The 753-nt window shown below is 36.8% G+C and carries 1 protein-coding gene; it reads left to right on the forward strand.

Features of this window, described 5'->3' with window-relative positions; genetic code table 11:
* Nucleotides 1-431, forward strand: a 431-nt coding sequence (locus KTG12_RS21450; RefSeq protein ID WP_216945551.1) for a sugar phosphate isomerase/epimerase, incomplete at its 5' end; no start/stop codon positions are given.
* Nucleotides 432-753 lie beyond the last annotated feature (322 nt).

Genomic DNA, 753 nt, shown 5'->3' on the forward strand with positions numbered 1-753 from the left:
TCATGCAGGATTTGGCGAATTATGCCAAGCAGCGCGGTGTGATGATCTATTTTGAAACCGGACAGGAAACGCCGACGACTTTGATTCGTGCCATTAAAGACATTGCTACAGGTAATGTGTTTATCAATTGCGACTTGGCTAATTTATTGATGTACGGAAAAGCGAATTCTCTGGATGCCGTGAAGCAGTTCGGCAGCCTCATTAAGGAATTCCATGCTAAAGATGGTAGATATCCGGACCCGAACAATCCGTATGAATTGGGAGCTGAAGTACCCATTCCTACCGGAGAGGTGAATTTTCCGGCTGTCATCGCAGAACTGAAGAAGCAAGGATTTCAGGGAGCATTGACTATTGAATGTGAATTGAATGGTGCAAGACATGATTATGTGATAAAAACACGTGAATATTTGCAAGGATTATTAGATAATTAATGTCTTTATCAGATGTTATTTATATTTTTAAACAATTAATAATCGGATGATAATCTGTAACTATCCAGTCAATCATTATCACTAGCTTATAAACTTTACTTCGGTACGATTTTTTTTAGTTAACTTATAGGCTAAAGTTTAGTTTTTCAATTATGTAATGTGTTGATTTTTTACAATTAGACTTCTTAATATTGACTAAATAGTTACGCTAATCTATATAAATTATTTTTTACTATGAGAACAAACAGAAGAGGTTTTCTGAAAACCCTTGGAGGGGTTGCGCTCTTTTCGATTGTGCCGCGTCACGTATTGGGAAATGGGT

The sequence above is a fragment of the Parabacteroides sp. MSK.9.14 genome (genome assembly GCF_019041495.1).
Taxonomy (GTDB): Bacteria; Bacteroidota; Bacteroidia; order Bacteroidales; family Tannerellaceae; genus Parabacteroides; species Parabacteroides merdae.